Source organism: Synechococcus sp. R60.1, assembly GCF_047461835.1.
Taxonomy (GTDB): domain Bacteria; phylum Cyanobacteriota; class Cyanobacteriia; order Thermostichales; family Thermostichaceae; genus Thermostichus.
Window position 1 is genome coordinate 1 of record NZ_JANSIA010000039.1, and the last position, 25,301, is coordinate 25,301.

Consider the following 25,301-nt stretch of genomic DNA (forward strand, 5'->3'; position numbering starts at 1 on the left):
GGTAGTAATCCGTACTGAACATATTATACATTATTTTCAGTATAGTTGAGCTTATTATTGACTAGAGTCATGCTCTCGACAGTAGGGCAAGACCTCTGCTTCAATCTGCCGCTCGAACAGGTTGTAGGGGGGCTGGGCGGTGTGCAGAGGAGCCACCCGGCGAAACCGATCCATCTGTTCGGGGGAAAAGTTGCTGACCCCAATGGCGCGGATCTTGCCCTGCTGCAGCAACTGCCCCAGAAACGCCGCCGTTTCTTCGATCGGTTCCAAGGGATCCGGCCAATGAATTTGGTAGAGATCGATCACATCTGTTTGCAAGCGGCGCAGAGAATCCTCCAGTTCTTGGGCCAATCGAGGCAGGCTGGAGTTGCGCACCACTTTGTTGTTTGTCCACTCCAGTCCCGCTTTGGTGGCGAGAACCACCCGATCGCGGCAACCTGAGTCTTTGATCGCTTGCCCCAGCACTTCCTCCGAAACACCCAGTCCGTAGATGGGAGCGGTGTCGAAGGTGGTTATGCCCAAATCAATGGCTTTGCGAATCGTGGTGTAAGATTCCTGGCGGTCGGAAGGGCCCCACCAGCCGCCGCCCATCGCCCAAGTGCCCAGGCCCACCCGGCTCAACCTTAGCCCTGCATCTGCGAGGGTGACGAACTCCATGGCTGCTCCTGCTGAACCCCGATCCTCCCACTGTGGCCAGGGATCCTCTCCAAAAATCTAGCAGACATTGCTGACAGCAGCCGAGGTTGCGTGAACGACCCAAGCCTGTGACCGGGGTTGGAAGGAGAGGCTTTTGACTCTGCTGTTGTAAGGAACTGAATCGATAGGATCCCATTCAAGAGCTGCAGCGTCTCTCAACCCAGAACTTTTGCGAGGAATGGCTCCATGAAGCCCACTTTTCTTGTCTCTACTGTCAGCTCCGTCGGTATGGCTCTCCTGTGGGGATCCCTTCTGGCTGGAAGGGCTGCCCAAGCGCAGGTGATCACCCCTCTTTTCCCCTCTGGAACTCCCATCCCCGTCGAACCCTTGCCCCCCAGCCCGGACATTCCCACCCTGCCCATTGTGCCGGATCCCCGGCCTGTGCCGGCAACCCCTGCTCCCCAGCGACCGCTGCCCAGGGGGAGTTTTGAGGAGATCAGCCGCTACTTCCGGGATCTCAACCGCGCCAAAAACCTGGCCCGCCAAGCTGCCGAGATCGCCAATGGGGGCCTGCAGCGCTATCGCGCCGAAGCTTCCATGCACGGGGCAGCCATCGACTCGCCGTTTGAAGAGTTTGAAGATGCTTGGATCTTCACCTTCCGGGGGGGAGAGCCCGGCTTTGTCCAGCCCAGCATTGAAACCCAGGTGCGGGTGGACAGGCGCACCTTTCAAACCACCATCCTCTACAACGGCCCCATCCGCTCTCTGCGCTAAGGGATCCCTGGCATAATCAAAAAAAGGCAAGGGATCCAAGCTATGACCAAGTTTGTCTTCGTCACCGGTGGAGTGGTCTCCAGCATCGGCAAAGGCATTGTGGCGGCTAGCTTGGGTCGCCTGCTCAAATCCCGCAACTACACGGTGTCGATTTTGAAGCTGGATCCCTACATCAATGTGGATCCCGGCACCATGAGTCCCTACCAGCATGGAGAAGTGTTCGTCACCGACGACGGCGCCGAGACCGACCTGGACTTGGGCCACTACGAGCGCTTCACCGACACCAACATGTCCAAGCTCAACAATGTTACCACCGGCTCCATCTACCAGGCCGTGATCCACAAAGAGCGGCGCGGCGATTACCAGGGCAGCACGGTGCAGGTGATCCCCCATGTTACCCAAGAGATCAAAGAGCGGATCCGGCGGGTGGCCCGCGAGACCAACCCCGACGTGGTGCTGGTGGAGGTGGGGGGCACGGTGGGAGATATCGAGTCTTTGCCTTTTTTGGAGGCCATCCGCCAATTTCGCAAGGATGTGGGCCGCGCCAATGTCGCCTATGTGCATGTCACCCTGGTGCCCCTGATCAAAGCGGCAGGGGAGATGAAAACCAAGCCCACCCAGCACTCGGTCAAGGAGCTGCGCTCCATTGGCATCCAGCCAGATGTGTTGGTGTGCCGCTGCGAACAGCCATTGCCCCGCGGGATCAAGGAGAAGATCTCCGAGTTTTGCGATGTGCCGGTGGAATGTGTGATTCAGGCTCAGGATGCCCCCAGTATCTACGATGTGCCCTTGGTGCTCGAGCAGGAGGGGTTGGCGCAGCGGGTTTTGGAGATCCTCAACCTGGATCCCCAGCAGCCCGACCTGCGGGAGTGGGAGCTCCTGGTGCAGCGGCTGCACCACCCCCAAGAGCAGGTGGAGATTGCCATTGTCGGCAAATACGTGCGACTTACGGATGCCTATCTTTCGGTGGCCGAGGCCCTGCGCCATGCCGGGTTGGCCCTCAATGCCGGCGTCACGCTGCGCTGGATCTCTTCTGAGGAGATCGAAGAGCGGGGACCAGAGGCATTGCTTTCCGGCGTGGATGGAGTGGTGGTGCCAGGGGGGTTTGGCAATCGCGGCATCGAGGGCAAAGTGGCCAGTATTTGCTACGTGAGGGAGCGGGGCATTCCCTTTCTGGGCCTGTGTCTGGGCATGCAATGCGCGGTGATCGACTGGGGATGTCACATTGCCCATCTGGAGCGGGCCAACAGCTACGAGTTTGACCCCGATACCCCCCACCCGGTGATCAGCCTCTTGCCGGAGCAGAAAGATGTGGAAGATCTGGGAGGAACCCTGCGGCTGGGCCTCTATCCCTGTCGCATCATGCCCAATACCCTAGCGGCCAAGCTCTACGGTGAGGCCATCATCTATGAGCGGCACCGCCATCGCTATGAGTTTAACAATGCCTACCGCAGCCTTTTTCTGGACTCTGGTTATATCATCAGCGGAGTCTCGCCGGATAACCGCTTGGTGGAGATTATCGAGCTGCCCAGCCACCCCTTTTTCATCGCCACCCAGTTCCATCCGGAGTTTCGCTCCCGCCCCAACCGCCCCCACCCCCTCTTTTTGGGGTTGATCGAAGCTGCCCTGCGCAGCCGCCCTCAGCCTCACCCCCTGCAGTTGCAGAAGATGGGCTAGTTGACAGATCCCTTGTCCAAAAGTGGGGGCACGCCTCTGGTCCTGGTTCTGCAGAGCTTTGCTGAACATAAACTGCTGCGGAATCCTGGGTTTCGCCTGTGGAGCAGCCGTGGCCTACTGCCTAAAACGAGGTCATCCAATCTGCCAAAATTTCCTGTCGGCGTGGATGGCGCAGTTCGCGCATGGCTCGTGCTTGAATTTGTCGGACGCGCTCTCGAGACAGGCCGAAAAGCTGACCAATTTCGGAGAGAGTGTGTAGGTGGCCATCTTTCAGCCCATAGCGGAGCTTGAGAATCTCTTGCTCTCGGGGGCTGAGCTGCTCCAGCATTTCTTCCAGTTGGGCAGACAGCAGGTGCAAGTCCATTTGCGATTCGGGAGTGGGGCCGTTGGCGGCCTCGATAAGCTGCATCAGCTCCGTATCTTCCTCTTTGCCGACCGGAGTATGCAGCGAAAGAGTTTGGCGACCGGCTTCCAAGAGGGTTAAGAGAGCGTCCAGCTTGTCGGGGGAAATCTCCAGAGCTTTGGCAATCTCTGCTTGGGTGGGGCGACGGTTTAGGGCTTCGGTCAGATCTCGCCGGATCCGCTTCACCTGGTTGAGCTTTTCTACCATGTGCACCGGGATCCGCACCAGGCGCCCCTGATTGGCAACGGCGCGGGTGATCCCTTGGCGAATCCACCAGTAGGCGTAGGTGGAAAACTTGTAGCCGCGTTCGTACTCAAATTTTTCTGCGGCTCGGATCAGGCCGATGGTGCCTTCTTGAATCAAATCCAGAAACGGCACACCGCGATTTAAGTACTTTTTGGCAATCGAGACCACCAGGCGCAGGTTGGCCCTAACCAATTCCCGTTTCGCCCGTTCCCCGGCGGCTCCCCCCTCTGCAATCAGCCGTCCCAATTTCACTTCCTGCTCGGCACTGAGGAGTGGGTAGCGAGCCATTTCCCGCAAAAATACGCCCACTGAGTCTTCCGAAAGCGAGGCTTGGGTCGCTCGGTTGCCGGGTTTGCTGAGCCGTACCTCAACCCGTTTCGGTGGGGGGGGACAATTCTGAACAGCTACATCCATCCCATTCGGTTGAGACTTCATACAAACTCACATCCACAAGCGGATGTTGGAAACTTTGCTTGGATACAGGACAGAACCGGTTGACCCTTCAGCAAACCCAGCTCCCTGCGGACCTAGGGCAGAGATCTCATCGGATTTCAAGAGGCTACTCGGTTTCTCTTCTCAGAAGGTTCAGAATTTAGCTTTTGCTAAGGTGGGGCGCAGGCCAAGCACCCCCGTGATGGTAACGGTCAGCATCCGGTAGGATTGTTAAACTGACTACAGAGTTGACCTTGTTTTGCAGTGCACCATGCCACGCCAACGGAAGAAATCGGATTTGCCCAGCAAGATTTGTCTCACCTGTCAGCGACCCTTCACCTGGCGCAAAAAGTGGGCCGACTGTTGGTCGGAGGTGAAATACTGTTCTGAGCGGTGTCGCAATCATCGCCCCAAGGGATCCCTGCCTGCTTCCCGGCAAGACGGTTGGGACGGATAATGTTGTCTCAGGATCAGGACATAAGGGTTTGGATCTGTCGGGGTTGGTGATGCGGTTTCTCAAGTGGCTGTTGCACAATCCCCACGAGACAGAAGAGGAGGATCCCTTTTTGCGGGCCATTGCCCGCATCGAAAGCCTGATCTCGAAGCTACTGTCAATTTTGATGATCGGGCTAATCGTAGTAGCAGTGGTGGACTTGGCCCGGTTCTTGGTGGCAGATTTGTTGACCGAGCCAACTGGGTTTTTCTCCACCACTTTAATCGAGATCTTCGGCTTCTTTTTAAATATTCTGATTGCGCTGGAAATTCTGGAGAACATTACCGCCTACTTGCAAAAGCAGGTGGTGCAGGTGGAGCTGGTGATCGTCACCTCTTTGATCGCGGTGGCCCGCAAGATCATCATTTTTGATTTCGAGAAGCTGGGGGGGTTGGAGCTCATTGGCTTGGGGGCAGCGACGTTGGCCCTCTCGGTAAGTTATTGGCTGGTGCGGCGGGCCAAGCCTCCATCCAAGTCCGGGGAAAATTAGGCTAGGACAGAATCCTGGTACGATGGGGATGGAGCTTTCCTGCAAGAATTGTGCGTGCGCGATCTAAGTTGGCCAGCCTGGTGAAGTTAGCTGTGCTGATGGTGGTGCTTTGGGTGGGGCTGAGTGCTCTCCCTGTCTTGGCCCGCCCGCATTCTTCTCGCGATTTGCTCCTGGCACAACAATTGGGCAAACCCGTGAAAACCTACAACAATCCCCCCCCGATGGTGATCGACCCGGCCAAGTCCTACACGGCCACGATGGAGACCACCGCCGGCACAATGGTTCTGGAGCTGTTTCCTCAGGAAGCTCCCCTGGCCGTCAACAATTTCGTCTTTCTGGCCAACGATCACTTTTACGATGGCATCATCTTTCACCGCGTGATTCGGGGCTTCATGATCCAAGGTGGGGATCCCACGGGTACAGGGCGGGGTGGGCCGGGGTACCGCTTTCCCGATGAGCCGGTGCAACGTCCCTACAGCCGTGGCACTTTGGCGATGGCCAATGCTGGCCCCAACACCAACGGCAGCCAGTTCTTCATCATGCATGCCGACTACCCGCTGCCGCCCAACTACACGATCTTTGGGCAATTGATCGAGGGAGAGGATGTGTTGGATAAAATTGCAACTGCGCCCACCGGCCCTCAGGATCGCCCCCTGAAACCGGTGGAGATCAAGTCGGTTCGCATCTTGGAATCCAATTAGGTTGGGCCAATCGGGTGGAACAGTTTGGTTAAATTAACTTGGCCTCTGGCCCCATTTTTGCAACTTGCCCTCAGGGGGACTCAGGTATGGAGTTCGCTAGGCCCCGGCGAATGTCCCCCCGCATTCTGGTTCTGGATTTTGATGGTGTGCTCTGCGATGGGCGGGCGGAGTATTTTGCCTCTTCCTGCCGCGTTTGTGCTCAGGTGTGGGGCTTGGCTCCTGCTCAGCTAGAGCCGCTGCGTCCTGCCTTCGACCGTCTGCGCCCGCTGATCGAGACCGGCTGGGAGATGCCTCTGTTGTTGTGGGGGCTACAGGAAGGGATCCGGGAGGAGGACTTGCGCCAAGACTGGCCGGGCTGGCGTCAGCAGTTGTTGCAGCAGTCAGGGATCCCTGCCCTCTCTCTAATCCAAGCGTTGGATCGGGTGCGGGATCGTTGGATTGAAGAGGATCTGCAGGGGTGGCTGGGGCTACACCGCTTTTATCCGGGGGTGGCGGCTTGGCTACGCCAGGTTCAGGCTGCAGGGGAGCCGCGCTTGGCCATCCTCAGCACCAAAGAGGGACGGTTCATCCAGCAGCTCTTGGGCCGAGCAGGGATCCAACTGCCGCGCCACCGCATTCTGGGCAAGGAAGTGCGCGCCCCCAAGGCCACCACTTTACAGCGGCTACTGGCTGCCGCCCAACTGCCGGCTGAGGAGCTGTGGTTTGTGGAGGATCGCCTGCAAACGCTGCGCCAGGTGCAGAGGGTGCCGGAGCTGGAGCAGGTTCTCTTGTTTTTGGCCGACTGGGGCTACAACCTACCAGAGGAAAGGGAAGAGGCCGCTCGGGATCCCCGTCTCCGCTTGCTCAGCCTGGAACAGCTTTGTCAGCCCTTTGACCGTTGGATTGCTTCTCCTCCCCCGCCGCGCCTTTCGATCAGTCCCGCCAGCTCGGAAGACTTGAGCCAGGCTCGGCCCACCCCTGGCCGGAAACGCCCGGAAGCCGGTTTGGCCTCTCTGGTGCTGACCTTGGTGGAGCTGTTGCGGCAGTTGATGGAGGCGCAGGTGGTGCGGCAAATGGAGGCTGAGCGCCTTTCTGCAGAGCAGATTGAGCGGGCCGGCAGCAGCCTACAAGCCTTGCGGGAGCAAATTCGACAAATCTGCAGCCTGTTGGAGATTGACCCGGCGGATTTAAACCTGGATCTCGGAGATCTGGGCACCCTCCTGCCCCGCCAGGGGGACTACTACCCTGGACAACCCCACCGCGAGGGATCCGTGCTGGAACTCTTGGATCGCCTGATCCACACCGGCATCGTCATCGATGGGGAGATCGACCTGGGGCTGGCGGACTTGGATCTGATCCACGCCCGCCTGAAGTTGGTGCTCACCTCCAGCGCCAAGCTCTACTGAGCCCGTGGATTGAGAGTGCTGATGGAGACGATTGGGAGAAGAGATGCCGGAAGCGGAAAGAGAGACCGGAAATCGCGGTATGCTGGCTGTGGATCCCCTTAATCTCTCTTCATAGTCTTCTCCTATGGATGTCTTTGCCCCAACCGGAAACCTGTATGCCGGTGCCATTTGGCCGGAAGTGGTGGTTACCCTCACCCTCTTGATCGTCTTGGTGGTGGATTTAATCGGCGGGTCGGCGGCACGCAAAAGTCTTCCGGCCCTCTCCATCTTTGGCTTGATTGGGGCTTTGGTGACCTTGGTGTTGCAGTGGCAGCAGCCCCAGTTGGAGAGCTTCTTGGGCAGCTTTGCGGCGGATCCCGTCAGCATTCTCTTCCGTGGCCTGGTGGTGGGGACGGCGGTACTGACCGTGATGATGGCGGAGCGCTACATCTCTCAGTCCGGAGCGCCCACAGGCGAGTTTTATGTGTTGCTGCTCACGGCCACCTTGGGGGGCATGTTCCTCTCCGGGGCGACGGACTTGATCCTAGTGTTTGTATCTCTGGAAACCCTGGGCATTGCCAGCTACCTGATGGCCGGCTACACCAAGCGGGATCCGCGTTCTTCCGAGGCAGCCCTGAAATATCTCTTGATCGGGGCCAGCAGCACAGCCATTTTTCTCTACGGCATGTCGCTCCTCTACGGCCTTTCGGGTGGGCAAACGAAGCTGGAAGCCATTGCCTCCTCTATGGGGGATGCCGGCTTGGCAGGGATCATCGCTTTGGTCCTCTGCATTGGTGGTATCGGGTTTAAGTTGGCGGCAGTGCCCTTTCACCAGTGGACTCCTGATGTCTACGAGGGATCCCCAACGCCGGTGGTGGCCTTTTTGTCGGTGGGATCCAAAGCGGCAGGCTTTGCCTTGGCGGTGCGCTTTCTGGCCACCGTGTTTCCGGCCATGACGGAAGAGTGGCGGGCGGTGCTCTCGGTGCTGGCCATTTTGACCATGGTGCTGGGGAATGTGGTGGCCATTGCCCAAACCCGCCTCAAACGGCTGCTGGCCTATTCTTCCATTGGACAGGCGGGCTTCGTTTTGATTGGCTTGGTGGCGGGCACCGAGGCAGGCTATGCCAGCTTGATCTTTTACTTGATGGTCTATTTGGCCATGAACCTGGGGGCCTTTTTGTGCATCACCCTGTTCAGCCTGAAGACCGGCACCGATGAAATTAGCGAGTACAGCGGCCTCTACCAAAAGGATCCCTTCCTCACCCTTTGCTTGAGCATTTGTCTGCTTTCGTTGGGTGGGTTGCCCCCTCTGGCAGGCTTCTTCGGCAAGTTGTACCTGTTCTGGGCCGGTTGGCAGGCAGGGGCCTATACCCTAGTGTTGGTGGGGTTGGTCACCAGCGTCATCTCCATCTACTACTACGTGCGGGTGGTGAAAACCATCGTGGTGAAAGAGCCGCAAGAGATGTCGGTTTCAGTGCAAAATTACCCTGAGACCAACTGGCAGGCGGAAGGCATGCAGGCTCTGCGGGTGGGCTTGGTGTTCACTTTGGTGGCTACCATCTTTGCCGGGATCCTCTCCAATCCCCTCTTTACCCTCTCCATCCAGGCAGTGGAGCAAAGCCCCTTCTTGGGGTTCCCAGCCGCACAAGCCTTCCTTCCAGAGTCGGCAAGACTTCAGGTGGCAGTCAAGGGATCCCTGGGTTCCTCTCCTCAAGCTGGCGAAGGCTAGTTTTTGAGATGCTCTCCATCCCGAGGTTTTAAAAAGCGACGCTCGGCAGCGCGCGCTTCAGTTGTGCAGATATGGTCATTTCTCCCTCTGGAAGAAGGGCTGCAGCGCGAAACACCTGGGGAGCGTCTCAACCTAGTCTCAATCTAATTTGAACTAATTTGAAAGGACTCTAATCCAGAAGAGGGTCTCCCCACCCCAAAGGGATCCGGGATCTCTTCAAGGCCTCCGCATTAGCGCCCACCGATTACAGCAATGTAGTTGGTCACCCATTCGTAGTAGGGCACACATCCCTCACGCGGCCATCAGGGTGCGATCACAGCGCATGATGCCCCAGGGAATCAAATGCCCTCTAAGCTGACGTTGAGAAAGCGGGCGATCTCTGCCGCTTGGTTTTCGATCTCGGCTAGGGGGGGTGGCTGACCCACTCCGGTGAGGGGGATATCGCCGCGTCCTTTCACCCGCAAATAGATAGCTCGGCGAGGATTGAGCCCTTCTCTCAGCTCCACTCGCAGGCTCTGCACCTCGGTAAAGTCATACTCTAGGCGAACTTCACGGTTTTTGCCCGGAAAGCCCTGGCGCACCAGCGTTATCTTTTGCGTGCGCCGGTCGAACTCGTTGTAGCCGCCTCCCAAGTTCCAATACAAACTCAGCCACTGGTATAGCCCCGCCAGGGATCCGAGCACCCCGTAAAAGAGCATGGCAATGCCCTGGGGAATAAACACCAGGCTGGCGGGATCGGAAAAGGGGAGCAAATTGCGGTGGAGATAGCTGGAAAGGCCGGCCAAGGTAAAGCCCAGCCCTCCCCCCGTCAGCGCCACCGCCCAAAAGTACACGCTGGGCCGCCGCGACCCAATCACGGTGTAGCGCAGCAGATCGGCAGAACGGATTTCAGGAACAATGGCGGACACAGTTGGGATCCCTGCGGGTTTTCCAAGGTTGGCTTCTCTCATTTTATTAGGTGGCAAGGGCTCTCCCCGGCAGAGGGGCGCTCAGGGGACTGTCAAGAGCCAATGCTGCCCAGGGAGTGGCGACGGAAGTGCTCTGCGCTGCACAGCCCTCACTGCTAGCCGCTTTCTCGAAAGGAAAAGGAGCTGGGGAGCGATGGAACGAGCCGTTGGGTTGCCCCTTGCAATGACTGTAGCAGGGATCCCTGCTGGGGTTCTGAGGCGTTCTATCTGCTGACAGAGCCCAACAGCATACGCCAATGGGATCCCTCTCACCTCAGGGTTGGGTTTGGCGTGGGGTAACGATCCTGCCCTCCCCTGGGGCAACTTCCGAGGAACGGGGGCGGGCCGGCGCAGAGGGCTCATCAACGGCATTCGAGGGAGAGGCAGGGGTGGGATCCGGCTCGGGAGAAGCCGTCTGCTCCGGTTCTGCGGCAGGGGGAGAAGGCTGAGGCTCAGGGGTTGGGTCTGGCAAGGCTGGCGGCTGGGGTATGGCGTCTTGGGCCGTTCGTTCCCCAAAAGCCGACAGGGCGATGGCGGCTTCCCCGCGGCTAACCGGCTCGAAGGGGTTGAAGGTGCGGATGGGGCCAAAGGTGCGCAGCACGGTGGAGGCATTCTCTAGGCTGCGATCGGCTACCAGAGCAGGAATGGCTTCAGGAGGAATTTGCGCCGCATCGGTAAACCCCCAGCGCTCTTCCAGCTCTGCTCGGGATCCCTTGATCTGGCCGGGAGGTAAGTCCAGGGGCACCTTCATGCGGATTAACTCTGCCCGCGACAGCAGGCTGTTGGGGCGAAACTCTCGATTGGCATCTCCGGCAATTATGCCGGCAGCTCCCAGGGCTTGAATGTAGCGAAAGTTGGGATCCTCTTCCGGCACATCCAAAAAGAGGGGGCGTTCCGAGGGGGATCCCAGGCGGATCTGCCGACTGGGCTCATCGGCGTGGATGGCGTTGTTGGCCAACACCAGCCAACGGGCAAATTCTCCGCGACGAACGCTGCGCTGCGGCTGAAATTCGCTGCTGGAGATATCGGCAAAAACTCCCAGCCGATCCAGGTATCCCACCGAACGAGCCACCAGAGATCCGGGCTCCAAGTCTGTAAAGCGGCTGCTGTCCTGGCTGGGCAGGGGTGAGGAAGGGGTGGGAGCAGTGGGGATCGAGATAGAGGGTGGGATGGATCCCGGCAAAGGTTGAGGCGAGGGAGATGCCGGCAGCTCAGGTTGGACTGTGGGCAGACCTACTGGGCGTACAGCGCGCTCCAGCCGTTCTCCCCACTCGGTTCCCTGACAGGCCGACAACAGCCAGAGCAACGAAACAAAGCTGCCGAGCTTGAGCCAGAGGCCAGGCCGCATAGGTTTAGACTGATGATGCACCGCTCTACCTTTCTCTATTGGTCTCTATTGGGCCCATTTGCGGCTGAACTCCTCCAGCACGTCCAGCAGGTTAAGCAGGCTTTGCATCGGCAGGAGATCGGCCAGGGGCAATTCTTTGCGCCCACCCCCCACTTTCACCGGGATCCCTTGCAAGATCTCTGTGACGGCGTCCTCATCCACCTTGCCTGCCATCACCTGGGGTGCCAGTCGCTCCGCCAAAAGGGTATGCAGGTGGGCATCGCGCAGGTAAAGATGCCAGCGGGCTACATCGATGTAAACTTCCTTGCCAATGGCAGCGGCCAATTGCTCAATGTCTGGGTTGCTGGGCACTTTGGCCATCGCTCAGCTCCGTTGGGGGTTGCGTCTGCCCTTGCTCAATCATAGCCTGAACCCAAGGGATCCTCAGGGAGAGCTGGCAGCCGAGCGGTCGGGTAGAGGTAGGGCGAAGTTCTCTTGCAACTGCCGCAGCATCAACAGGTGCTCTAGGGCCAAGCGATCCCGTTCTGTCCGCAGCCGGCTCAGTTGGGCCTGAATTTGACGAATATCGGCCTCATCGGAGTCCCAGCTTTGCAAGAGGCGGTAGAGGCGCTCTTGTTGGTCGGCAATTTGCCGGTTTAGGCGGGCTAGGCGGCGGCTGAACTCCACATCGATTTCCTCTGCCAGCTCGGAATCCGGCAGCAGGGCCAGGCGATCCCAATGGATGCCCAGGTCGGCCAAGCTTGGCGGGGACGGATCCAACTCCTTGAGGAGGGGGAAATCCGGAAAAAGCAATGGATCTGTTTGATCGGGGGCGGGGGGTTGAGGGCGAGCCACCGGAGGGGTGAGACGGGATCCGGGTGAAGGCAGGTTTGTGGGCTGGGGGGCAGGCTCCTGTCCACTGGGAGAGGAGTGCAACTGCTTCGGACTCCGTCCCGCCGGCGCGGACGGCGTTGCCAGATGGCTACTGCTGGGATCTGCCTGGGCCGACAGGGATCCCAGACTGCATAGCCAAAGGCAGACTCCTAGCCCACAAGCCCAGCGAACTGCTTTTTCCACCCTGCGCTCCTCAGTCTTTCTCAAGCCTGCTCAGGTCATTCCCAGCCCACCAAGGACTCCGTCCCGTTGATGCGAACGGCTCCGGTCCCGTTGGCGGAGCGAGATCCACGGTTGGGGATTGTCTCAAACAAAATCGAGTAGGCATCTTGCTTTTGCCCCGGCTCGAAAAGATAGCGTTGGGCAACACGAGCAGAGGCAGGCACGATGGCCACGCGCACCGGCGGATCTTCCAGCGATACCAAAGGCTGGGGATGAGACCAACGCCATCCCACCCAGCCCGCCCCTGCCAAGGCCACTACAGCCGCTGCCACCCGTCCCCAAGGGGTGCCCTTACGTTGCCGCCAGCCCAGGTCGAGCATTGGCCGCCGATCCAGCTCAGCGAACACACGGCTAATCAACAGCTCCGTCTGGATGGGATCCAAGGTGGGGGCCTTGAGGTTGGCCAAACCGGCCTGTAAAGCTGCCAGTTGGCTGTACAGTTGCCGCGCCTGAGGATCGCTGGCCAGCCAATCTTCCACCTGCCGCGCCTCTTGAGACGACAATTCCCCATCCAAGTAGGCGCTCAACTGTTCAAAGCGCTCATCCACCACCGGCAGCTCTTGCTGGGGATCCCTGGGGTCGGGGTTGGGGTTGCCGCGAACCATGGTCATTCACCATTAAGGTAGGGTTTTAGGGTGGATTGTAGGCGGGCGCGGGCGCGCGCAATGCGAGACTTAACAGTGCCCAAAGACACCCCTGTGATCTCGGCAATTTCCTCATAAGCCATTCCCTGAATTTCCCGCAGCAGGATTGTCTGGCGAAAGGCCTGCGGCAAGTCGCGGACGGCTTGGTGCAATCGCTCGTAGAACTCGCAGGTGGCGAGGTGCTCATGGGGACTGGGGCTCTCGCTGGGCAGCTCCCATTCCATCTCGCTATCCCGCATCTGAATCGGCGCATCCAGAGAAAGGGGCTGCTGCTGTCGTTTGCGCTTGCGCAGCTCGTCGTAAAACAGGTTGGTGGCGATCCGCCCCAGCCAGCTGCGAAATTTTGCCGGCTCCTGTAGGCGTTTCAGGTGGCGGTAGGCCCGGATCCAAACTTCCTGGGCCAAGTCATGCCGGTCCTGCCAGTCCGGGGCAAGATGATAGAGCACCTTGTCCACATGGGCCTGATGGCGACGCATCAACTCGGCAAAAGCCTCCCGATGGGGCTGGGATCCCTGCTGACAGATCAGCACCAGATCCACATCAGCGAGCTTTTCGGGCCGCACAGGCACGTTCTTCACCAAGACGGACCAGCGCTGGCCACTGATGTCGCTGAGGGCAGCATCCATAGGCATCCATAGGTTGTAACAACAGCAACAGCGGAGGGATCCCCTCCCAGACAGAACCTCTGTTGCCCAGACGAAATGGCAGAGTTTGGGTTCCCCCCACCCTCAACCGCAGGGTAGCTCTAGAGGCTCTGAGGGCCATACCGGCAAGACTCCACAGCAAGACCACCTCCTCACTAGATCTTGGCGCACATGGCGGGGTGGTGGATTGCAGGATAGCTCTTGAGTTGGTAACTGGGCTACAGTGGGCTTGCGGTATGGTGAAACGTCCGACCCGCCATGGCTTCCGATGCTCCTGTTGCCCTTCTCTCCGAGCTCAAGGCGGTGCCAATGTTGGCCGAACTTTCGGCAACGTCCTTGCAATGGCTGGGATCCCAGGTCAAGCTGCGGGATATCCCGGCGGGACAGGCGCTCTTTATGCAAGAGGCCTGGGGCAGCGTGGTTTACCTGATCCTAGCCGGTTGGGCTAAGGTGCGGCGGGCTTTGCGGGCGCAAGACAGCACCAAAACCCTTGCCTTGCTGGGGCCGGGCGCTTGGGTGGGGGAAATGGCGGTACTGGACGAAGCTCCCCGCTCGCGAGATGTGCTGGCCCTAACCCCGCTGCGGGTGGCCGGGATCCCGGCGGCAACCTTCAAAGCGCTGATGTTGCGGGAGCCGCAACTGTGTTACCAGCTGGCCTGCAGCCTCTCCCGTCGCCTGCGCCTGGCCAACTTGCAGGCGGATCTTGACCAGCAGAGCCCCCCGCTGCGAGTGGTGCATACGCTGGTGCAACTGGCGGAAGCTTTTGGCGAGAAGACCGCCCAGGGGATGCGCATTGTCTACCCTCCCCCCCAGGATTTGGCCGATCTCAGCCAAGTTAGCCGGGAGACAGCCCTGGCGGTACTGAGCCGTCTGCAGCAGCAGGGGGTTATTCAGCCGCTGCCGGAGCAACAGTCTTTGCTGCTGATCCGGTACGCCAAACTGCTGGAGGCCACCCGTCTGCTTTAGATATTGAAGATATTGACCCATGTCTCCCCAACCGATTTCTCCCCATCCAGGACAAGAATCTGTCTGGGACTATCCGCGCCCACCTCGTCTGGAGCCCACCACAGAACTGGTGGAAGTTCTCTTCAATGGCGAGCTCATTGCCCAAAGCCGCCGTTGCTACCGCGTCCTGGAAACCAGCCACCCGCCCACCTACTACATTCCCCCCACCGACGTTCGACTGCAGTATCTCCGCCCCAGCTCTCGCACCTCTTTCTGTGAGTTCAAAGGGGCTGCCTGCTACTGGACAGTTCAGGTCGGATCCCAAACAGCCGTAGATGCCGCCTGGAGCTATCCGGATCCCAGCCCGGCGTTTTTGCCCATCCGCGACTACCTTGCCTTTTATCCAGGCCGTGTGCAGGAGTGCCGGGTAGGTGGAGAACGAGTCCGGCCTCAACCCGGAGATTTCTACGGCGGTTGGATCACCTCAAAGGTCGTAGGCCCTTTCAAAGGAGAGCCGGGTAGCTGGAACTGGTAGGGGCGGAGCAGCGATTCCCGAGGGGGGATCCCTTTTACCCACGAAAAGGACTACAGTTAAGTCGATGCGGGTAAGTTGTCCAAGGACTCCGTCCCGCTGGCACGAACAGGAGAGCGCGGACAAAAACCATGACGGTGCGAGTGCCCCTCGACTACTATCGGGTTTTGATGCTGTCGGCACGAGCAGATGAGCATCAGATTGAACAGGCATACCGGGAGCGGATCGATCTCAAGCCGGGCGAGCGCTCCTGGCTGCTGGGGTTCTCGCCACAGGCTGTGGAAGCTCGCGCTCAACTGATCCAAGAGGCGGCTTCCGTACTGCTCGACCCTGAGGCGCGGCGAAACTACGACGAACACCTTATGCCGGCGGATCCCACCTTGGCGGTGGAGGAGGCGCGCTTACCGGGAGTGCTGTGCTTGTATTGCGAAGCCGGAGAGTACCAGCCTGCGTTGGATCTGGCTCAGCAGATGTTGGAGCAGGGCCACCCTGCTCGTTCCGATGCCATTTTGTCGCGGGCCATCGCTCGTCTGGAACTGGGTCGAGAAGCCTGGCAACAGGGATCCTACGAGGAGGCGGCGCGTTCCCTACAGGCGGGCTTGGCGGAGCTGGAGGAGTATCAGGCCTTTCCGCAGATGCAGGCGGAGATCCGCATTGATTTGGGCAAGCTGCGCCCCTATCGCATTTTGCAACTCCTCAGCCAAAGTGCTCCCGCCCAAGCTGGAAGACACACCGCTGATGGGAACGGGGAGCGACAGCAGGGACTGGCTCTCCTCAAAGCCATGCTGGACGAACGGGGCGGCATCGAGGGGATGGGGCAAGATGGCTCTGGCCTCAGCACCGAAGATTTCCTGCGCTTTATCCAACGGGTACGTCGCCACCTCACCCTCAAAGAACAGCAGGAGTTGTTCGAGCGGGAGGCTGAGCGTCCCTCGATGGTGGCCGCCTACTTGGCCGTGCAGGTGTTGCTGGCGGCAGGTTATCTGGAAAACCGCCCGGCTCTGGTGCGGCGTGCTCGCGGCTACCTGGCTCGTCTGGCGCAGCGGCAGGATGTGCATCTGGAGCAGGCCATCTGTAGTCTGTTGCTGGGGCAGACCGAAGACGCGCTCGCCCATCTGCGCTCCACCCAAGAAGTAGAGGCCTTGCAGTTTATCGAAGAACACTCCGCCGGTTCTCCCGACCATCTGCCGGGTCTGTGCCGCTTCACAGAAAAATGGTTTCAGGAGGAGGTGTTCCCGGAATTTCGCGGTCTGGAAGCCACCCAAGCGACGTTGCAAGCCTACTTCGACAACCCCCAAGTGCAAGCTTACCTGGACGAAATGCCCAGCCGCGAGGATCCGCCGGCGGGGATGCTCTCTCCCCAAGTCCCCCATCCCCCACCTCATTTGCCTGCCGTGGTGGGTGGCGTGCGCCCCCCTAATCCAACCCAAGAATTGCAGCGCCCCCCCACCCCTTGGCAACGGGGAGGAGTGATGCCCCCGCCAGAACCCCCGCGCCTCTCGGATTTGCCCTCCTACCGGAGCACCCCCAAGGCGGGCGTCTCTGCTCTTGCGGATGAGAGTTCTAGTGCTCCGCACCGCTGTCGCGAACGCGCCCAAGACCGTTCCCCTCAGGGGGACGGAGTCCAGAGCCTAAGGTCCGCTGGCGCGATCGGTTTGCAGGATGTGGAGCGTTACCGCCGCAGCCGCTTGGGGGGCCGTAAGCGTCCTACCTTTCCCGCTGGCGTTCGTTTGGGCTCCGCACCGCTGGCGCGAATGGCCGGGGTGGTCGGTGTGGGCATCCTCTCCCTATTGGTCATCTGGCAAATGTTGCGGGGCCTCTTCACGCCGCCGCCGGCACCACCGCTGGAGCAACCCCAGGTGCAAATTGAGCAGCCGCCGGTTGACATATCGCTACGCGACGCCTCCGCGAACGACAATCCCGGCCAGACGGAACTCACTCCCCCGCCTGAGCTAACCGGCCCTCTGGCGGAGTGGCAAGGAGTACAACAGGTGCGGGTGGTCTCCAACGATGGCCTCAACATTCGCCAGCAACCCAGCCTGACGGGAGCCATTGTCGGGACAGCCCCACGCCAAGCCCTGCTGCGGGTGGTGGAGGTGCAGGCTGGGGAGGGACAGGTGCCCGTCTGGCTGCGCATTGAGCGAGATGGCGCGCCCGGGGGATGGGTCGCCGCCCAGTCGGGCTCCACCCGTCTGGTGGAACGGCTCTAGCTCTCCCTTGCTGCCAGCTGTTATTGCTCCGCAACGCTGCTGCGACCGCGCTACGGGGACGGAGTTCTCGGTCCCGCCCTTTTAAGGGGTATAGTCTGCTTCCTTCTCAACTGTTGTGGATATTCTGCGCAATGCCCCGCTGGGGATTTATCTGGAAGAGCCTCGCACCTGGCTACATTGCCTGGATCCGCGGGTTAAGCTGGCCTGGCTGCTCAGCTTTCTCCTCAGCCCCATTTTGGCCGGCAATGGTTGGCGCTTGGCCGTGGTGGTGGCTCTTCTGCTGCTAACTGTGGCGGCCCGTCTGCCGCGCCGGGTTTGGTCGGGCCAACTCTCCCTGGTGCTGGCCCTGAGCCTGCTCACCTTTGGGATCACCAGCTTGGCGCCGGATGGATTGGGGGTTTTTCCCCAACCGCAACGGCAGGATATGCAGGTGGTGGGCTATGGGCTGACCGGGATCCCCGCTGTTCCCGTTAGCGGTGCAGGGCACTTCGACTTGGCCGTAGAACAGGGATCCCCAGACCGTGCCTGGCGGGAGCAAACCCGTGCTTGGCAAACCCCTTACCGCTACCGCCTGGTTCAGTTTTCCCTATTGGGACGAACCTTTCAGGTCTCCCGCCGTTCTCTATCGGTGGCGCTGCGGCTGGGCACCCTCATTTTTACGTTGCTCTACGCTACCCATTTGTTTCTGTTGACCACGGCCCCCGAAGAAATTGCCGAGGGGATCGGCCAATGGTTGCAGCCTCTCAAGCGTTGGAGATGGCCGATTGCCGAAGTAATTCTCACCCTCACCTTGGCGCTGCGCTTTCTGCCTTTGGTGATGGAAGAGGTGCAAAACTTGGCGCGGGCGGTGCGAACTCGGGATGTGCGCTGGGGATCCCTGAGTTTCCGGGGCGGGATGCAAACCCTGCTGGCCTTGGTGGAGCGCTTTTTTGAAAACTTGCTCCTGCGTGCCGAACAGACGGCTATGGCAATGCAGGCCCGTGGGCTGACCGGCCCAGACCATCCCCTGCGCTGGCACCGCCTACAACTGCGGCGGCTGGATCGCGGCCTACTGGCTCTACTGCCCCTGTTTTGGCTGCTCAGAACCTTGTCCCCCTAAGGTGACCGGCAACACAGCTTTTTCCTACCCAGGGGGATGGGGCTCGTCGCTGCCCATCGGCATGAGCAGCCGAGAGACACAACGCCCATCGGAAGAGAGGTAAAAGGAGAGCTGGCCCCCCATCCGCTGCACCACCCGTTGACACAGGCTGAGTTCCAGACCAGGACTTACCGATAGAGGCGACTTGAGCAGAGGATCCGCGTAGATCACCTGGTTCGGATCCAACTGAAGGGCGGCCATCAGGTGAGGGTCGAAGCTGCCCTGATCCACCACCAGCAGCTCTGCATAGCCAAAGGGCTCCGCATCGCTATCGCGAACGCTGGCTTGGCTCCACAGATCCAGCCGCCCCCCTTCCGGGCTGCGCAAAATAGCGGCTGTCAACACCTCCCAGAGCACCATCTCCAGTCGTTCGGGATCCCCCTGGATGGTAAGGCTCATGTCCCCATGGGCCCGCGGCCACAGCTTGCGTTTTTGGGTCAGGGCCTCCACTCGGCGTAGGCTTTTGCGCACCAAGGTTGCCAAGGGCACCGACCGCGACTGCGGCTGCACCTGCCAAGTTTCCGACTGCAACAACGGCCTTGTGGAGACGGTCAGATCCCGCAGCCCTCTGCCAATTTCCACTACTTTTTGCCAGCGGGTGGCTTCGTCTCCGGGGATCTCCGGCACCTGACCCAGGCGGTGCAGGCTGTCCAGAAGGGCATTCTGCATATCCAGCAGGCGGCGGTGCTTGTACCAGTTCAACTCCCTGAGCACCTCCTGCTGCTCTTGCAAAGTTTGCATCCAGAGCAAGCGCCGCAGCGTCCAGCCGCAGGTCTGGGCGATCAGCATCACAGCCGCCCGCTCGTCGGGATCCCAAACCTTGCCCGCTTCTGCCCCCAAGATCAAAACTCCCAAAGCTCCCGCCTGCGAGGAGTTTGTCTCCCCCAGCGCCACCAGCAGCCAGGATCCCAGGCCGGCAGCAAAGTGCTCCGCACCGCTGACGCGACTGAGCCAAGTGCGGCTGGCAGGGGGGATCTGCTCCTGGGTGAGCGGCAGAGGTTCTGCCGACTGCAGCGCGTAGGCCAGTAGGGGATCTTGCAGGTCGATCTCGGTGGAGCCGGTCTCCGTCCCGGCAGCGGTAGTAAAAGGCCCCTGGAGCTGAGCCCGGCTTTCCCCCGGCTGCCAACTGACCACCAGCGCCAGAGGGATCCCCAGCAATTGGGCCGTCTGTCGGACGGTGGTGGTGTACAGATCTGACAAGGTGGCCAAGTTTGGCAAGGTTGAACAAGTGGCGATCAGGCCCTTGAGCAACTGCTCTTGTCGTTGCCGGCGTTGTTCTGACCGAATTTGCCGCAGGATCACCCCCACCTGTTGGGCGATCCCCCGCAGCAGTTGCCGCTCTTCCCGGCTCCAGGTCCGTAGCTGGGGATGCAACACCAAGAGCAGCCCTTCCACAGGTGTGGTGGCGGTACCGCCGACCCCGGTGTGGGTCAGCATCAAGGAACGAACCCCTGCCAGTTCCTGCCGCCAAGAGAGCAGGCGCAGATCTTGGTCGTAGTTTTCTGCCACGACCACCTCGCTGCGCATGAGATCCTGCCAGTCCTGGTCGCTCAGAGGGCTGAGCTGCTGTGGCAAAGTCTGCTTGCCTTCCCTGCGGTACTCGTAGAAGAGGCGGGGGATGGGGCTGTCGGGATCCACCGTCAACACGGCCACTGCACCGACTTTCAGGCGCTGGGCCAGGCCGACAACGGCTTGCTGGAGAGCCTGTTGCAGCTCCGCCGGGTTGTAAAGCGAGCGGCCCACCTGTTGCACAAACTCTTGGTCATCGGCCAACTGGCGAATGCGGCGATCCAGATTTTCTAGGGGGGCAGCCAAGGCCAACCCATTGGCGGCAGCAGCTACCAACTGTCGCTCAGCGGCTTGCCAGGTACGGGGCACATCCGATTGCACCCAGATGAACCCCAGCAGATCCTTTTCCAGCAAAATCGGGGCCGCCAAAACGGCCTGGGCCCGCAACTGCTGCATCAGCTTGGGGGGAACCTCAGAGCGAGTCGTCCCTGTGCCGCCCACCACCACCTGGCCATCGGCGAGGGTGTAGTACATGTCCCCCAATTCCCGCAGCGAAAGGCTGACCTCCCCTGTTGGCCCTGCTCCGACTTTAGCCCCTTTGGGAACAGGGGGCTGAGAGGACTCCGTCCCCCCGCTGTTGCCAACAGCTTTGGGGGCGCTTCCATGGGGGACGAACTGACCCTGGCCGCGCTCGTGCCAATACACCTGAATGTGGACAGCGCCCAGAAAAGACTGTAACTCCTGCCTCACCAGGCTGACCCGTTCCTGCAGGGATCCCACCTGGCGCATCGCCGTTCCCAACCTCAGGAGCGGATCCTCAAGGCGCTTTTCGGTCTGCTGTTGCCAAGCGTTTTCCAACTCTTGCAGAGAAGCTGCCAACTGCCCCAGCAAAATTCCCAAGAGAGCCTTTTCGTCCTCATGGGTGGTAACCCCCCACATTTGGGATCCCAGCATCAGGATCCCCAAGCAGCGCCGCCGTCCTACTGCCGTTCGCGACAGCGGGCCGTAGGCCGAGAAGGGATAAATGAAACAGCCCTGGATCCCGCCCAGTCGCCTGGCCTCCCGCTGCCAAATGCCCATGCGCGGTTCCTGAGAGAGGTCAGGCAGGCTGATCGGTCGCTGCTCGATCACCACCTGCTCCAGGATCTCCCCCGGCTGTAGAGGATGCACCGCCCGCAGTAGGGTTTGATCCTCAAGAAGGGTCACTCCCCCCTGGCCCACCAACTGGTGATTTGGATAGTCGTAAAAGGCCAGCCAGATCAGCGGCGCCCCAAACGCCGCCTTGACATACTCCAGCGTGAGCTGAACGAGGGTGTTGGCATCGCTCTGCTCCCGCATCTGCTGCAAGGTTGCTTGCAGGGCCACCAGGGGAGATATTGGCCCAGCTCTATCGGAATGAGGGGGAACAGACTGAACCATACCTGTGTGGAGCTATTCTGCGGGTTCCTCTGCAAGTCAATGCCCTCTCAGCCAGATCTCCGTCGGATCTGAGCCTTATTTGTTGCTGGGCAACGCTGAGGCAACAGGTGAGAAGAAGAGAGCCCGGACTTGTTGCTGTTTGGAACAACTTTGGCATACTCTCCGCCCCAAGGGGCAGGGATTCTCGACGTCGGGCGTTCGCCCCATCCTCGACGCAGTGAAAGATTTGGTTTTCATCTCTCACCCAGCCCCAGTGTAGTCTGTCTGCAGCTGTCCTTCATGGCTTCCTAACTTCCCTGGGGTTGGTCGCGGAACGCTTGGAGAGTGTCTCAATCTAGTTTGGAATGACTGTAATTTCAGGAAGGCTTCACCACTGGGATCCCGCGCAGCTTGTGAGTATGGGTCACCAAGCTCTGGACAAAGTGTTGAAAGCGCTGTTTTAGCTTCTCATCTTTGAGATTGCCTTGCTCGTCAAAAGCGCTCCAAGCCCGACCGATGGCGATCTGCTCGGGGATTACCCAGCCATGCACCCAACGCACAATCAAGCGCATCTGGTTCAGGGTATTGCTGTTGCTCTCGCCGCCCAAAACGCTGATCAACCCGAAGACCTTGCCCTCCAGTTGCTCAAAGCTCAACAGATCCAGGGCATTTTTCAGGCTGCCGCTGATGCCGCCGTGGTATTCCGGGCTGGCTAGGATGATCCCATCCGCCCGCTTCATGGTTGCTTGTAAGACCGCCACATCGGGATAATCTGCATAGGATTCCGAGCCATCCACAAAGGGCAACTTCATCTGCCGCAGATCGAGGATGTGCAACGGGATCCCCAACTTCTCAAACTCGCGCCGCGCCACCTCCAGCGCCTGGTACGTCAGGGAATTGGGCCGCAAGCTGCCCCCGATTGCCACGAAACGAGCCGCAGAGGTTTCAGCCATGGTGGTTTGAGGATTGCCAGTGAGGGCTTGTAGAGGAGACATGGGCCGGACTCCCGAGCAGACATCAGTTACGTTGCAAACAATCATAACTCATACCAACTTCGAGTTGTAAAGATTTCCTTAACTTTTCTGCTCCGCAACGCTAACACGTTTGCCGAAGGGTCGCGTAGCGATAGCAGCCGGATTCCTATCCAGAACTGGGGATCTGGATACCCTTTAGCAAAGGGATCCAAGGCCAGCGGATCACCTGCAGCAGGTTGGAAAAATCATCCCGCCAGACGGGATCCCCGGCTTGGGGCAAAAGGGGCTGCCAGGGATCCAGTTCCTGCAGGACTCCAGAGTTTTGGGCCAAAGGGCTCCGCCCTGCTGAGGCGGTCGTCGAAGCGTCGCGCGGCGATAACAGCACCCAGTGGGAAGGGGCCAGCCCCGCCTGGCGTTGCTCAGGGGAGAGATCCCGGTGGTCTTGGTGCCAAGCGTGAAGCTGCAGGGATCCGGCCAGGCCAGCCAACAGCGGGGCCAGGTCGAGGTGGCGGTTGGTGATGTTGAAGAGCAGCCAGCCGTGGGGCTTGAGCTTGCTGAGGTAGAGGGCCAAAGCCTCTTGCGTGAGCAAATGCACCGGCACTGCGTCAGAGCTGAAGGCATCCATCACCATCAGGTCGTAGCTGCCCTCTGGGATCCCCTTGAGGCTGAGCCGGGCATCACCGAGGATGACCTGCACCCGCGCCCGCGTCTGGGCCCACCGGAGATAGGAAAAATAGCGGCTCGCCCAATCGACCACGGTGGGATCCAACTCGAAAAACGTCCACTCATCCCCTGGCTCGGCATAGGCGGCCAACGTGCCGATCCCCAGCCCCAATACGGCAATGGCGGGCATGGGATCCACAGTCTGGGCTCTGAACGCCGCAAACACCTGCCCAACCGGCCCAGACCGAGAAAAATAGGTCAGCGGCTCCAGCGCTTTTTCCGGATCCAAGTTTTGGCTGCCGTGTAGAGTGGTGCCGTGCAGAAGGCTGCGGAAGGATCCCTGCTCAGTTTGGTATTCCACGATCCGGTTGAGGCCGAAGGCGCTGCGCTCGCTGTGGATCACCTGCAGTCCCGGCTGCAGCCAGGGTTGCCCCAGCAGCACAACCAACCCCGCCAGCGCTCCCACCCAACCGACCTTGGCCTGCCAGCCAGGGGCTCCGCTCTGCTGCTGTGAACGGCTCTCCCCTGACACCAACAGCGCCAGCACCGCCCAGCCCAACGCCAAACCCACCCCAGCGCCCACCTGCAGCAACGCCTGCGGTTGAAAGTGCAACAGCAGCAAAGGCAGGAGCAGCCCCAGCCCCAGCCACAGGCCCACCCGCCCCCCCTGCGCCCCCAGCACGGCCAGCGACATCCCCAGCAACAGGGGATATTCCAGCACCGTCTCGAACACCTGCGGTGCCAAGAGGGCAGAGAACATTCCCCCCAAACTCCCCCCCAAAGCCAGCCACAGGTAAAACTGCGTCAACTGCTTCACCGGCGGGCGACGGCAAGCTAACCGGCTGTGGCAGCCCCAGCTCACCAGCCCAAAGGTGATCAGATGCAGCGGCAGAAGCAAAAAACCGGGCCTCACCCAGCCCAAGACCTGTACCCCCACCGCCCCGCAGGCCAGAAGAGCTGTCGTTCCCAAAACCCACTCATTGGGGTGGATCCCCCCGAAAGCCAGCATGAGTGTCAGCAGATAGATCCCCAGAGGAATGGCCCACAACAGGGGCACTGCCGCCACGTCGGTGGTCAACAAGGTGGTGACCGCCACCAACAGGCCCGCCGGCAAAAAAGCCAGACCCGCCCAGCGCCAACGCTCTCGCCAGGAAACAGTCAAATCCCCCGGAGCAGCGCCGGATCCCTGGGAATCTGCCCCGCGTTCTTGTTGCTCCGCAACGCTGTTGCGACTGAGCAGCAGACCCACCCCGCTTAGCAGCACCAGGGCTGCCACCAGCGCGTAGGATCCCGTCCACAGGTGAGTTTGCCAAGCCAAAGACAGGCGGGGCTCCAACAACAGCGGGTACCCCAGCAGCCCGCCCAAGCTGCCGGCATTGCTGGCCACATAGAGAAAATAGGGATCCAAAGCCTCCCGTTGCCCCGCGACCCCTCTTGCCGCCAACCCCCGTTGCAGCAACGGCGTCGTCGCCGACAGGAGAAACAGCGGCACCCCAGCTCCCAAAGTCAAGTTTGCCAACAGAGCGAGAGGGGGCCACACTTCTTTCGGTTGGCCGGGGATCCCCAGCTGAAAGGGCAGAAGCCTCAGCCCGACCAGCAGCAAGATCCCGTGGATCAGCACCCCCATCCTGGGATTGAGGCCGCGCCCCAGCCGATCTGCCCACAGGTAGCCCAAAAGCAGGGTGGCCTGAAAAAAGGCCAGGCAGGTATTCCACACCAGGGGGGATCCCCCCCACAGCGGCAGCAGCAACTTGCCCACCAACAACTGTCCCCAGAAGAGGCAAAAAGCGCTACCAAACAAGCTGAGGCCAACTAGCCAAACCAAAGCCGACCCACCGCAAAACCCTCAACTGCCAGTATTCCCCACTTTCTCCCGGAAGCTTGAGATGGGATGTTGTAGCCGCTTGGTGGTGCCCCTTGGGATCACCCAACTCAGAGGAAGGCCGATCCTTGTTCCTCGATTCAAGTGCGCCAACGGGTGGAAGGGGGCCACCCTCCGCCAGTACTCTCAGCTAGAAATCGCAGGAGCCCCGCACTGTACCCGTAGGGTCAGTGCCGGGAGGAATGCGAGGTTACAATAGAACCATGAACCAAGTCCTGACCGTCTCCTGCAAGCTCAAGGTAGCCCAGTCGCAAGCCGCCAAATTGGACGCGACGATGGATGCCTTTGTACAGGCATTGAACTGGGTCAACCAAAACACACCAGAAAAAGTAGTCAACGCAGTCAAACTCCAATCCCTTTGCTACTACGAGATTCGAGCCCGGTTTGGCTTGTCCAGTAACTTGGCTCAACAGGTGTGCAGACGGGT

General features: G+C 60.2%; 22 protein-coding genes and 1 pseudogene. 12 read left to right on the top strand and 11 right to left on the bottom strand.

The features are described from left to right. Positions 1 to 54: 54 nt before the first annotated feature. Entirely contained in the window at positions 55 to 657 is a 603-nt protein-coding gene (locus tag NW834_RS07105) for an aldo/keto reductase (RefSeq protein WP_414329186.1), read from the bottom strand. Between the two features lie 225 nt (positions 658 to 882). Between NW834_RS07105 and NW834_RS07110 the strand changes: the two genes are divergently transcribed. Beyond that, complete coding sequence (locus NW834_RS07110) at positions 883 to 1,410, top strand: hypothetical protein (protein WP_414329187.1); 528 nt, start codon at positions 883 to 885, stop codon at positions 1,408 to 1,410. Between the two features lie 42 nt (positions 1,411 to 1,452). Next, entirely contained in the window at positions 1,453 to 3,087 is a 1,635-nt protein-coding gene (locus NW834_RS07115; RefSeq protein WP_414399348.1) for a CTP synthase, read from the top strand. A 121-nt stretch (positions 3,088 to 3,208) separates the two neighbouring features. Here the strand turns inward: NW834_RS07115 and NW834_RS07120 are convergent, their stop codons facing one another. Continuing rightward, positions 3,209 to 4,171, bottom strand: coding sequence for an RNA polymerase sigma factor RpoD/SigA (locus NW834_RS07120; RefSeq protein WP_414419216.1), 963 nt, complete (start codon positions 4,169 to 4,171; stop codon positions 3,209 to 3,211). Between the two features lie 268 nt (positions 4,172 to 4,439). On the opposite strand from NW834_RS07120, the gene NW834_RS07125 reads away from it, so the two are divergent. The 5 genes from NW834_RS07125 to NW834_RS07145 all read left to right on the top strand — a co-directional run bounded on the left by NW834_RS07125 (position 4,440) and on the right by NW834_RS07145 (position 8,945). Next, positions 4,440 to 4,625, top strand: a complete 186-nt coding sequence (locus tag NW834_RS07125; protein ID WP_041437321.1) for a DUF2256 domain-containing protein — start codon at positions 4,440 to 4,442, stop codon at positions 4,623 to 4,625. A gap of 49 nt (positions 4,626 to 4,674) precedes the next feature. After that, complete coding sequence (locus tag NW834_RS07130; protein ID WP_414419217.1) at positions 4,675 to 5,151, top strand: phosphate-starvation-inducible PsiE family protein; 477 nt, start codon at positions 4,675 to 4,677, stop codon at positions 5,149 to 5,151. 221 nt (positions 5,152 to 5,372) lie between these two features. After that, positions 5,373 to 5,852, top strand: a complete 480-nt coding sequence (locus NW834_RS07135) for a peptidylprolyl isomerase (RefSeq protein WP_414419228.1) — start codon at positions 5,373 to 5,375, stop codon at positions 5,850 to 5,852. Between the two features lie 110 nt (positions 5,853 to 5,962). Then, positions 5,963 to 7,237, top strand: coding sequence for a gas vesicle protein GvpJ (gene gvpJ, locus NW834_RS07140; RefSeq protein WP_414419218.1), 1,275 nt, complete (start codon positions 5,963 to 5,965; stop codon positions 7,235 to 7,237). Positions 7,238 to 7,361: 124 nt separating this feature from the next. Next, entirely contained in the window at positions 7,362 to 8,945 is a 1,584-nt protein-coding gene (locus NW834_RS07145; protein ID WP_414419219.1) for an NAD(P)H-quinone oxidoreductase subunit N, read from the top strand. 338 nt (positions 8,946 to 9,283) lie between these two features. Here the strand turns inward: NW834_RS07145 and NW834_RS07150 are convergent, their stop codons facing one another. The 6 genes from NW834_RS07150 to NW834_RS07175 form a co-directional block, all read right to left on the bottom strand. Next, entirely contained in the window at positions 9,284 to 9,853 is a 570-nt protein-coding gene (locus NW834_RS07150; RefSeq protein WP_414349704.1) for a photosystem I assembly protein Ycf4, read from the bottom strand. Positions 9,854 to 10,166: 313 nt separating this feature from the next. Further along, entirely contained in the window at positions 10,167 to 11,240 is a 1,074-nt protein-coding gene (locus tag NW834_RS07155) for an S-layer homology domain-containing protein (protein ID WP_414419220.1), read from the bottom strand. A gap of 45 nt (positions 11,241 to 11,285) precedes the next feature. After that, positions 11,286 to 11,600: a DUF3181 family protein gene (locus tag NW834_RS07160; protein WP_011433076.1), complete on the bottom strand. Its 315-nt coding sequence runs from the start codon at positions 11,598 to 11,600 to the stop codon at positions 11,286 to 11,288. Positions 11,601 to 11,663: 63 nt separating this feature from the next. After that, the gene (locus tag NW834_RS07165; protein WP_414419221.1) at positions 11,664 to 12,296 is read right to left on the bottom strand and encodes a hypothetical protein; all 633 of its coding nucleotides are present in this window, start codon (positions 12,294 to 12,296) and stop codon (positions 11,664 to 11,666) included. Between the two features lie 35 nt (positions 12,297 to 12,331). Beyond that, positions 12,332 to 12,940 carry an anti-sigma factor family protein gene (locus NW834_RS07170; protein WP_414419222.1) on the bottom strand — a complete coding sequence of 203 codons (609 nt, stop codon included), beginning with the start codon at positions 12,938 to 12,940 and terminating at the stop codon, positions 12,332 to 12,334. A gap of 2 nt (positions 12,941 to 12,942) precedes the next feature. Next, entirely contained in the window at positions 12,943 to 13,605 is a 663-nt protein-coding gene (locus tag NW834_RS07175; protein ID WP_414343224.1) for a sigma-70 family RNA polymerase sigma factor, read from the bottom strand. A gap of 276 nt (positions 13,606 to 13,881) precedes the next feature. On the opposite strand from NW834_RS07175, the gene NW834_RS07180 reads away from it, so the two are divergent. From NW834_RS07180 to NW834_RS07195, 4 genes are all read left to right on the top strand, one after another. Continuing rightward, positions 13,882 to 14,589, top strand: coding sequence for a Crp/Fnr family transcriptional regulator (locus tag NW834_RS07180; RefSeq protein ID WP_414419223.1), 708 nt, complete (start codon positions 13,882 to 13,884; stop codon positions 14,587 to 14,589). Positions 14,590 to 14,608: 19 nt separating this feature from the next. Then, positions 14,609 to 15,103, top strand: a complete 495-nt coding sequence (locus NW834_RS07185) for a DUF427 domain-containing protein (RefSeq protein WP_011433071.1) — start codon at positions 14,609 to 14,611, stop codon at positions 15,101 to 15,103. A 128-nt stretch (positions 15,104 to 15,231) separates the two neighbouring features. Further along, positions 15,232 to 17,310 (top strand): SH3 domain-containing protein, encoded by a 2,079-nt coding sequence (locus NW834_RS07190; protein ID WP_414419224.1) that lies wholly within the window; start codon positions 15,232 to 15,234, stop codon positions 17,308 to 17,310. A 115-nt stretch (positions 17,311 to 17,425) separates the two neighbouring features. Then, a complete protein-coding gene (locus NW834_RS07195) occupies positions 17,426 to 18,409 on the top strand; it encodes an energy-coupling factor transporter transmembrane component T family protein (RefSeq protein WP_414419225.1) in 984 nt (327 codons plus the stop codon). Between the two features lie 24 nt (positions 18,410 to 18,433). On the opposite strand, the gene NW834_RS07200 is transcribed toward NW834_RS07195, so the two are convergent. The 3 genes from NW834_RS07200 to NW834_RS07210 form a co-directional block, all read right to left on the bottom strand. Beyond that, complete coding sequence (locus NW834_RS07200) at positions 18,434 to 21,376, bottom strand: GAF domain-containing protein (protein WP_414419226.1); 2,943 nt, start codon at positions 21,374 to 21,376, stop codon at positions 18,434 to 18,436. Positions 21,377 to 21,732: 356 nt separating this feature from the next. Continuing rightward, complete coding sequence (locus NW834_RS07205) at positions 21,733 to 22,350, bottom strand: NADPH-dependent FMN reductase (protein WP_414406516.1); 618 nt, start codon at positions 22,348 to 22,350, stop codon at positions 21,733 to 21,735. Between the two features lie 145 nt (positions 22,351 to 22,495). Then, the gene (locus tag NW834_RS07210; RefSeq protein ID WP_414419227.1) at positions 22,496 to 24,817 is read right to left on the bottom strand and encodes a spermidine synthase; all 2,322 of its coding nucleotides are present in this window, start codon (positions 24,815 to 24,817) and stop codon (positions 22,496 to 22,498) included. 260 nt (positions 24,818 to 25,077) lie between these two features. On the opposite strand from NW834_RS07210, the pseudogene NW834_RS07215 reads away from it, so the two are divergent. Then, positions 25,078 to 25,301: pseudogene (locus tag NW834_RS07215) on the top strand (RNA-guided endonuclease TnpB family protein); the annotation flags it as partial.

What these genes read in the sequence shown, in the direction of transcription:
- NW834_RS07105 (WP_414329186.1), bottom strand. Translation starts at nt 657, where the DNA reads ATGGAGTTCGTCACCCTCGCAGATGCAGGGCTAAGGTTGAGCCGGGTG.
- NW834_RS07110 (WP_414329187.1), top strand. Translation starts at nt 883, where the DNA reads ATGAAGCCCACTTTTCTTGTCTCTACTGTCAGCTCCGTCGGTATGGCT.
- NW834_RS07115 (WP_414399348.1), top strand. Translation starts at nt 1,453, where the DNA reads ATGACCAAGTTTGTCTTCGTCACCGGTGGAGTGGTCTCCAGCATCGGC.
- NW834_RS07120 (WP_414419216.1), bottom strand. Translation starts at nt 4,171, where the DNA reads ATGAAGTCTCAACCGAATGGGATGGATGTAGCTGTTCAGAATTGTCCC.
- NW834_RS07125 (WP_041437321.1), top strand. Translation starts at nt 4,440, where the DNA reads ATGCCACGCCAACGGAAGAAATCGGATTTGCCCAGCAAGATTTGTCTC.
- NW834_RS07130 (WP_414419217.1), top strand. Translation starts at nt 4,675, where the DNA reads ATGCGGTTTCTCAAGTGGCTGTTGCACAATCCCCACGAGACAGAAGAG.
- NW834_RS07135 (WP_414419228.1), top strand. Translation starts at nt 5,373, where the DNA reads ATGGTGATCGACCCGGCCAAGTCCTACACGGCCACGATGGAGACCACC.
- gvpJ (WP_414419218.1), top strand. Translation starts at nt 5,963, where the DNA reads ATGTCCCCCCGCATTCTGGTTCTGGATTTTGATGGTGTGCTCTGCGAT.
- NW834_RS07145 (WP_414419219.1), top strand. Translation starts at nt 7,362, where the DNA reads ATGGATGTCTTTGCCCCAACCGGAAACCTGTATGCCGGTGCCATTTGG.
- NW834_RS07155 (WP_414419220.1), bottom strand. Translation starts at nt 11,240, where the DNA reads ATGCGGCCTGGCCTCTGGCTCAAGCTCGGCAGCTTTGTTTCGTTGCTC.
- NW834_RS07160 (WP_011433076.1), bottom strand. Translation starts at nt 11,600, where the DNA reads ATGGCCAAAGTGCCCAGCAACCCAGACATTGAGCAATTGGCCGCTGCC.
- NW834_RS07170 (WP_414419222.1), bottom strand. Translation starts at nt 12,940, where the DNA reads ATGGTTCGCGGCAACCCCAACCCCGACCCCAGGGATCCCCAGCAAGAG.
- NW834_RS07175 (WP_414343224.1), bottom strand. Translation starts at nt 13,605, where the DNA reads ATGGATGCTGCCCTCAGCGACATCAGTGGCCAGCGCTGGTCCGTCTTG.
- NW834_RS07180 (WP_414419223.1), top strand. Translation starts at nt 13,882, where the DNA reads ATGGCTTCCGATGCTCCTGTTGCCCTTCTCTCCGAGCTCAAGGCGGTG.
- NW834_RS07185 (WP_011433071.1), top strand. Translation starts at nt 14,609, where the DNA reads ATGTCTCCCCAACCGATTTCTCCCCATCCAGGACAAGAATCTGTCTGG.
- NW834_RS07190 (WP_414419224.1), top strand. Translation starts at nt 15,232, where the DNA reads ATGACGGTGCGAGTGCCCCTCGACTACTATCGGGTTTTGATGCTGTCG.
- NW834_RS07200 (WP_414419226.1), bottom strand. Translation starts at nt 21,376, where the DNA reads ATGGTTCAGTCTGTTCCCCCTCATTCCGATAGAGCTGGGCCAATATCT.
- NW834_RS07205 (WP_414406516.1), bottom strand. Translation starts at nt 22,350, where the DNA reads ATGTCTCCTCTACAAGCCCTCACTGGCAATCCTCAAACCACCATGGCT.